The organism is Marilutibacter maris, from assembly GCF_006546735.2.
Classification (GTDB): domain Bacteria; phylum Pseudomonadota; class Gammaproteobacteria; order Xanthomonadales; family Xanthomonadaceae; genus Marilutibacter; species Marilutibacter maris.
On record NZ_VICD02000288.1, the window covers coordinates 1 to 6,305 of the forward strand.

5 protein-coding genes are annotated in these 6,305 nt (G+C 69.9%); 1 reads left to right on the forward strand and 4 read right to left on the reverse strand.

The window, feature by feature from the left end; all coding sequences use genetic code 11:
• Positions 1-136 precede the first annotated feature (136 nt).
• Positions 137-619: a ribosomal protein S18-alanine N-acetyltransferase gene (gene rimI, locus FKV24_RS16490; RefSeq protein WP_111265607.1), complete on the forward strand. Its 483-nt coding sequence runs from the start codon at positions 137-139 to the stop codon at positions 617-619.
• A gap of 76 nt (positions 620-695) precedes the next feature.
• Here rimI and FKV24_RS16495 read toward each other — a convergent pair whose 3' ends face one another.
• The 4 genes from FKV24_RS16495 to FKV24_RS16510 form a co-directional block, all read right to left on the reverse strand.
• A complete protein-coding gene (locus FKV24_RS16495) occupies positions 696-3,647 on the reverse strand; it encodes a valine--tRNA ligase (protein WP_141483157.1) in 2,952 nt (983 codons plus the stop codon).
• 70 nt (positions 3,648-3,717) lie between these two features.
• Positions 3,718-4,143, reverse strand: a complete 426-nt coding sequence (locus tag FKV24_RS16500) for a DNA polymerase III subunit chi (protein ID WP_141483158.1) — start codon at positions 4,141-4,143, stop codon at positions 3,718-3,720.
• A gap of 4 nt (positions 4,144-4,147) precedes the next feature.
• Positions 4,148-4,567 (reverse strand): DUF3995 domain-containing protein, encoded by a 420-nt coding sequence (locus FKV24_RS16505; protein ID WP_111265610.1) that lies wholly within the window; start codon positions 4,565-4,567, stop codon positions 4,148-4,150.
• A gap of 1 nt (position 4,568) precedes the next feature.
• Positions 4,569-6,047: a leucyl aminopeptidase gene (locus tag FKV24_RS16510; RefSeq protein WP_141483159.1), complete on the reverse strand. Its 1,479-nt coding sequence runs from the start codon at positions 6,045-6,047 to the stop codon at positions 4,569-4,571.
• Positions 6,048-6,305 lie beyond the last annotated feature (258 nt).

A 6,305-nucleotide genomic window follows, 5' to 3' on the forward strand; every position in this document is an offset into this window, starting at 1 on the left:
CCGCGCGCCGCACGCCACGCGAAGGAGAAGCGATGCTGCAGACGATGACGTTCGATCTGGATGCGCTGCGCGCCGAGCCTGCCCGCAAGCGCGAGTTGTGGATGCGGCTGCGGGCGGCCCGCAAGGCGGCGCGCGGATGAGCGCGCTGGCCGTCGATGCCGTGCATCCGGCGGGCGGGTTGCGGCCGATGCGCGAGACCGACCTCGATGCGGTCTATGCGATCGAGATCGACGCCTACCCGTTTCCCTGGACGCCTGGCATATTCCGCGACTGCCTGCGCGCCGAGTATCCGGCGTGGGTGCTGCACGAGGACGGACGGATCGTCGGCTACTTCCTGATGAGCGTCGCCGCCGGCGAGGCCCACGTGCTCAACATCTGCATCGCCCGCGAGCGCCAGGGCCGCGGCTACGGCCGACGCCTTTTGCAGGCATTGCTGCACGTCGCCCGCGGACGAGGCGCGCAGCGGATCTTCCTGGAGGTGCGGCCCTCCAACCAGGGGGCGATCCGCCTCTACGAGCAGGAAGGGTTCAACGAGATCGGCCGGCGTCCCCGCTATTACCCGTCGCACGACGGTCGCGAGGACGCGCTGGTGATGGCGATCGAGCTGCTCGACCCGTAGCGGCTCGGTCCATGGGAGCGGCGTTCCCGGCCAAACCGGTGTCGCCGCTCCCGCGAAGGGCCGGGTCGGAGAAGGCTTAGCCCAGCTTCGCGCGCTGGGCGGCCAGGGCCTCGTGCTGCTGGCTCCAGTCGGCCAGGCGCTTGCGTTCCTGCTCGACCACCGCCTCCGGCGCGTTGCTGACGAAGGTCGCGTTGCCGAGCTTGCCGTTGCACTTGGCGATCTCGCCGGCGACGCGCTTGATCTCCTTGTCCAGGCGGCTGCGCTCGGCACCCAGGTCGACCAGGCCTTCCAGCGGCACCAGCAGCCTCAGCTCGCCGACCACGGCGGCGGCTGCGGCCGGGGCTTCGGCGCCGTCGGCCAGCGCGTCGATCGATTCCAGGCGGTTGAGGAAGCGCAGTTGCGAGCCGAACCGCGCGACCCGGGCATGGTCGGCCTCGCCGCCACCGGCCAGCAGCAGCGGCACCTGCCGGGTCGGCGCGACGTTCAGCTCGCTGCGCACGCGGCGCAGCGCCGAGACCATCGACTTGAGCCACTCCACGTCGGTCTCGGCGGACTGGAAGCCGACGACGTCGATGTCGCCCTGGGCCGGATAGGGGCGGCGCATGATGGTGCCGTCCAGGCCCAGTCGCGGCGCGACCGCCTGCCACAGCTCCTCGCTGACGAACGGCACCAGCGGGTGCAGCATCGACAGCAACCGCTCGAGCACGTAGAGCAGGGTGTGGCGGGTGCTGTCGGCGGCCGCGGCGTCGCCGCCGCCCAGGGCCGGCTTGGCGAGCTCGACGAACCAGTCGCAGAACGCGTTCCAGGCGAACTCGTACAGGGTCTGGCTGAGCAGGTCGAAGCGGTAGTCGGCGAAGTGGCGGGTGGCCTCGGCGGCGGTGGCGTCGAGGCGGGCGAGGATCCAGCGTTCGGCGTCGGTGCTCGGTCGCGGCACGCCTTCGAAACGGCTGTCCTCGGTGTTCATCAGCACGAAGCGGGTGGCGTTCCACAGCTTGTTGCAGAAGTTCTTGTAGCCCTCGGCGCGACCGAGGTCGAACTTGATGTCGCGGCCCGGGCCGGCCAGCGCGGCGAGGGTGAAGCGCAGCGCGTCGGCGCCGAAGGCGGGAATGCCGTCGGGGAACTCCTTGCGGGTCGCCTTCTCGATCTTCTCGGCGGTCTTGGGCTGCATCAGGCCGGTGGTGCGCTTGGCGACCAGGTCTTCCAGCGCGATGCCGTCGATCAGATCGAGCGGGTCGAGCACGTTGCCCTTGGACTTGGACATCTTCTGGCCGTGCGCGTCGCGGACCAGGCCGGTGATGTAGACGTCGCGGAACGGCACCTCGCCGGCGAAGTGATCGGTCATCATGATCATCCGGGCGACCCAGAAGAAGATGATGTCGAAACCGGTGACCAGCACCGACGACGGCAGGAAGCGGTCGTAGCCGCGCGTGGCCATGGTCTCCGGGTCCGGCCAGCCGAGGGTGCTGAACGGCCACAGCGCCGAGGAGAACCAGGTCTCCAGCACGTCGCTGTCCTGGCGCAGCGCGATCTCGTCGCCGAGCCCGTGGCGGGCCCGGACCTCGGCCTCGTCGCGGCCGACGAAGATGTTGCCGGCCTCGTCGTACCAGGCCGGGATCCGGTGCCCCCACCACAGCTGGCGGCTGATGCACCAGTCCTGGATGTTCTCCATCCAGTGGCGGTAGGTGTTGATCCAGTTGCCGGGCACGAACTTCACATCGCCGTTCTGCGCGAGCTCCAGGCCGCGCGCGCCGAGCTTGTCCATGCGCACGAACCACTGGTCGGTCATAAACGGCTCGATGACGGTGCCGGAACGGTCGCCGAACGGCTGCATGATCGGCTTGGAGTCGACCCGAGGCTGGCCGTCGGCGTCGGTCACCGCCAGCCCCTCGGCGGTGATTTCGGCGACCACGCGCTCGCGGGCCTCGTAGCGGTCGAGGCCGCGCAGTTCCTCCGGCACGAGGTTGATCTCGCCGACATCCCCGGCGTCGCGCTCGCCGCGGGCGATCTGCCCGGCGATGCGCGCGCTTTCCTCGTAGGACAGGCCGTCGCCGCGCATGCGCGCGACCTCGTCCATCAGCGCGTACATCGGAATGCCGTTGCGGGCGGCCACCGCATAGTCGTTGAAGTCGTGGGCGCCGGTGATCTTGACCGCGCCGGATCCGAACGCCGGATCCGGGTAGCTGTCGGTGATGATCGGGATCAGGCGACGGTGCTGCTTCGGGCCGACCGGGATCTCGCACAGCTTGCCGACGATCGGCGCGTAGCGCGCGTCGGAGGGGTGCACCGCGACCGCGCCGTCGCCGAGCATGGTCTCCGGGCGGGTGGTCGCGATCGAGATGTAGTCGCGGGTCTCGCGCAGGGTCACGTTGCCGTCGGCGTCGCGCTCGATGTACTCGTAGGTCTCGCCGCCGGCCAGCGGGTACTTGAAGTGCCACATGTGGCCGGGCACCTCGCGGTTCTCCACCTCCAGGTCGGAGATCGCGGTCTTCAGCACCGGATCCCAGTTGACCAGGCGCTGGCCGCGATAGATCAGCCCTTCCTCGTGCAGGCGCACGAAGGCTTCGACCACCGCCTTGGCCGGCATCGGGTCCATCGTGAACACGCTGCGGCTCCAGTCGCCGGAGGTGCCGAGCCGGCGCATCTGCCGCTCGATGGTGCCGCCGGAATGGTGCTTCCACTCCCAGACCTTTTCGATGAAGCCGTCGCGTCCCAGCGAATCGCGGGTCTCGCCCTTGCCTTCCAGCGCCAGATTGCGGCCGACCACCATCTCGGTGGCGATGCCGGCATGGTCGCTGCCCATCTGCCACAGCACATCGAAGCCGCGCATGCGGTGGTAGCGCACCAGCGCGTCCATCAGGGTGTGCTGGAACGCGTGGCCCATGTGCAGGGTGCCGGTGACGTTCGGCGGCGGCAGCAGGATGCAGTACGGCTCGCCCTTGCCGGTCGGCGCGAATACGCCGCTGGACTCCCACTGCTGGTAGAGCCGGGATTCGAACTGGGTGGGGTCGTAACTGGAGGCGAGGGACATGGGAGCGGGGTGTTGGTTCGGGAATGGTCGGGGTGTGAACGGTCGGGACCACGGGCGGTCCCGGTCCGGGTTACATATCGTGCTTGTTCACGTCCAGGCCAAGGGCCTGGTACTGCTTCCAGCGTTCGCGCAGCGGCCCGCGCGCGTTCTCGTCGGCGGGCACCACCTCGAGCACGCGCTCGAACGTGCCTTCGACCGCGTCGTCGCGCAGGTTGATCACGATCGGGCGCAAGGGCACGCCGGCGTCCGGCGGCGCGATCAGCACCTCGGCTTCGTCCTCGTCGGCGTCGACGCCGACGATCTGGTGCGGGATGAAGGCGTCGGGATCGAACGACCACAGCAGGTCGTCCAACTGCTCGGCCTGGGCGGCGTCGCGCGCCAGCACCAGGGTCGGGGTGCCGGTCTCGTAGGCCTTGCGCGCCAGTTCGCAGACCAGGCGCAGCGGCTCCTCGCGGAAGCGCGGCTTGGAGATCAGGTAGAAATCGGCACGTGGCATGGTTTCAGGCGTCGAGGGTGATGGCGGCCACCGCGGCGCCCAGCAGCAGGCACAGCGGCGAATAGAAGCGGGTGTCGAGCCTGGCGAAGCGGCCATGCCGCTCGCGCTTGAACATGCCGACCCAGCGGAAGTCGCCGATGCCGCGCGCGACGAACACCAGCACCAGTGCGACCGCCGCCGCGCGCACCGCGATCGCCGGCAGTGGCGGTTGCCAGTGCCCGGATACCGCCATCACCGTCGCCGCGGCGGCGGCCAGTGCGACGGCCACGGCGATGGTGGCGGCACGCGAGGGCTCGAACAGCGGGCGTCCATCCGCCCGCATCGGCACCGCGGCGTCGGCCCACTGCCGCGCGCCTCCCGCCGCCCACACCAGGTGCAGGGCGGCGAGGGCGGACAGCACCAGGCAGACGGCCAGGCCCAGCATCTCAGCCGGCCTGGTCGAGCAGCCACTGGCTGAGCAGGCCGACCGGTCGGCCGGTCGCCATGCCCTTGCGGCCCTCGTCGCTGGCGCTGCCGGCGATGTCCAGGTGCGCCCAGCGCTGGCCCTCGGTGAACCGCGACAGGAAGCAACCGGCGGTGATCGCGCCGGCCCAGCGGCCGCCGATGTTGTAGACGTCGGCGTAGGTCGAGTCGAGCATGCTCTGGTACTCGTCCCACAGCGGCAGGCGCCAGGCGCGGTCGAACACCTGCTCGCCGGCGTTCAGCAACTCGCCGGCGAGATCGTCGTGCTTGCTCATCAGGCCGCTGGCGTACTTGCCCAGCGCGACCATGCAGGCACCGGTCAGGGTGGCGACGTCGACCAGCGCGGCCGGTTCGAAGCGCTGCGCGTAGGTCAGCGCGTCGCATAGGATCAGGCGGCCCTCGGCGTCGGTGTTGCCCACCTCGATGGTCTTGCCGGACATGCTGGTCAGCACGTCGGACGGGCGGTAGGCGTCGGCGTCGGGCATGTTCTCGACCGCCGGCACCACCACCACCAGGTTGACTGGCAGGGCCATGCCGACCGCGGACACGAAGGTGCCCATCACGGTCGCGGCGCCGCACATGTCGAACTTCATCTCCTCGATCCCGCCCTGGACCTTGAGGTTGATGCCGCCGGTGTCGAAGGTGATGCCCTTGCCGACCAACACGTAGGGCTTGCTGTCGCCACCATTGTTGTACTTGAGCACGATCAGGCGCGGCGGATTGGCCGAACCGCGGCCGACCGCGAGCAGCGAGCCCATGCCGAGCTTCTCCATCTCGGCGCGCTCGAGCACTTCGCACGCGGTGTTGTCGAAACGGTCGGCGAACTTCTTCGCCTGCTCGGCCAGGTAGCCGGGATTGCAGACGTTGGGCGGCAGGTTGCCCAGCTCGCGGGCGAACTCGACGCCGGCCGCGGTGCCCTTGCCCAGCGCCAGCGCCTTGCCGTCGTCGCCGCTGATCGACAGCCGCTGCAGGCCCTTGTGGTTGCGGGCCTTGTTGTTCTCGCCGAGGGTCGCGGTATAGCGATAGGCGGCGTGGTCGGCGGCGATCGCGGCCTGGCGGATCGCCCAGGCGCCGTCGCGGCCGGCGACCGGCAGCTCGGACAGGGTCAGCAGGGCATGCGCGACCGGGCCGGTCTTCAGGGCGCGGACCGCGTCGGCCACCGCCTTCAGGTACTGCGGCACGCCGAACTTGCCGGCCTCGCCGAGGCCGACCACCAGCACGCGCGGCGAGGCCACGCCTTCGAGGTCGTGCAGCAGCGCGGTCTTGCCGGTCTTGCCGCTGACGTCGCCGCGTTCGGCCAGGGCCTTGATCCGGCCGCCGCTGGCCGCGTCGATCGCGGCGGCGGCGGGGGACAGCGAGTTGTCGGCGAACATGCCCACGACGATGCAGTCGGCTGCGGCAACAGCGGCGGCGTCGCGGTTCAGGTCGAATTCGAGGGCCATGAAACAGATTCCCGGGGTAAGGATGGATTGATTACGTACAATCGGCGGCTGGACCGCCCGGCCGGGCTTCCCGATCGGGAGCCCGGGGCCGGCGGATGGAGGCGATGACGCCTCCCGCCGTGGACGAAAGAACCCCCGAGTCTAGGGCCTGACAACGCTATTGGGAAAGGCCACGCCGCATTCGGACGCGTGCGGGGCGAGGAGAAACAGAGCTGCCATGTCGATGAAAGACCGAGCCGGAACGCCGCGCCGCCTGCG

Bases quoted from the DNA above. Each gene is read 5' to 3' on its own strand.
- FKV24_RS16500 (WP_141483158.1), bottom strand. From the start codon at position 4,143: ATGCCACGTGCCGATTTCTACCTGATCTCCAAGCCGCGCTTCCGCGAG.
- FKV24_RS16505 (WP_111265610.1), bottom strand. From the start codon at position 4,567: ATGCTGGGCCTGGCCGTCTGCCTGGTGCTGTCCGCCCTCGCCGCCCTG.
- rimI (WP_111265607.1), top strand. From the start codon at position 137: ATGAGCGCGCTGGCCGTCGATGCCGTGCATCCGGCGGGCGGGTTGCGG.
- FKV24_RS16510 (WP_141483159.1), bottom strand. From the start codon at position 6,047: ATGGCCCTCGAATTCGACCTGAACCGCGACGCCGCCGCTGTTGCCGCA.
- FKV24_RS16495 (WP_141483157.1), bottom strand. From the start codon at position 3,647: ATGTCCCTCGCCTCCAGTTACGACCCCACCCAGTTCGAATCCCGGCTC.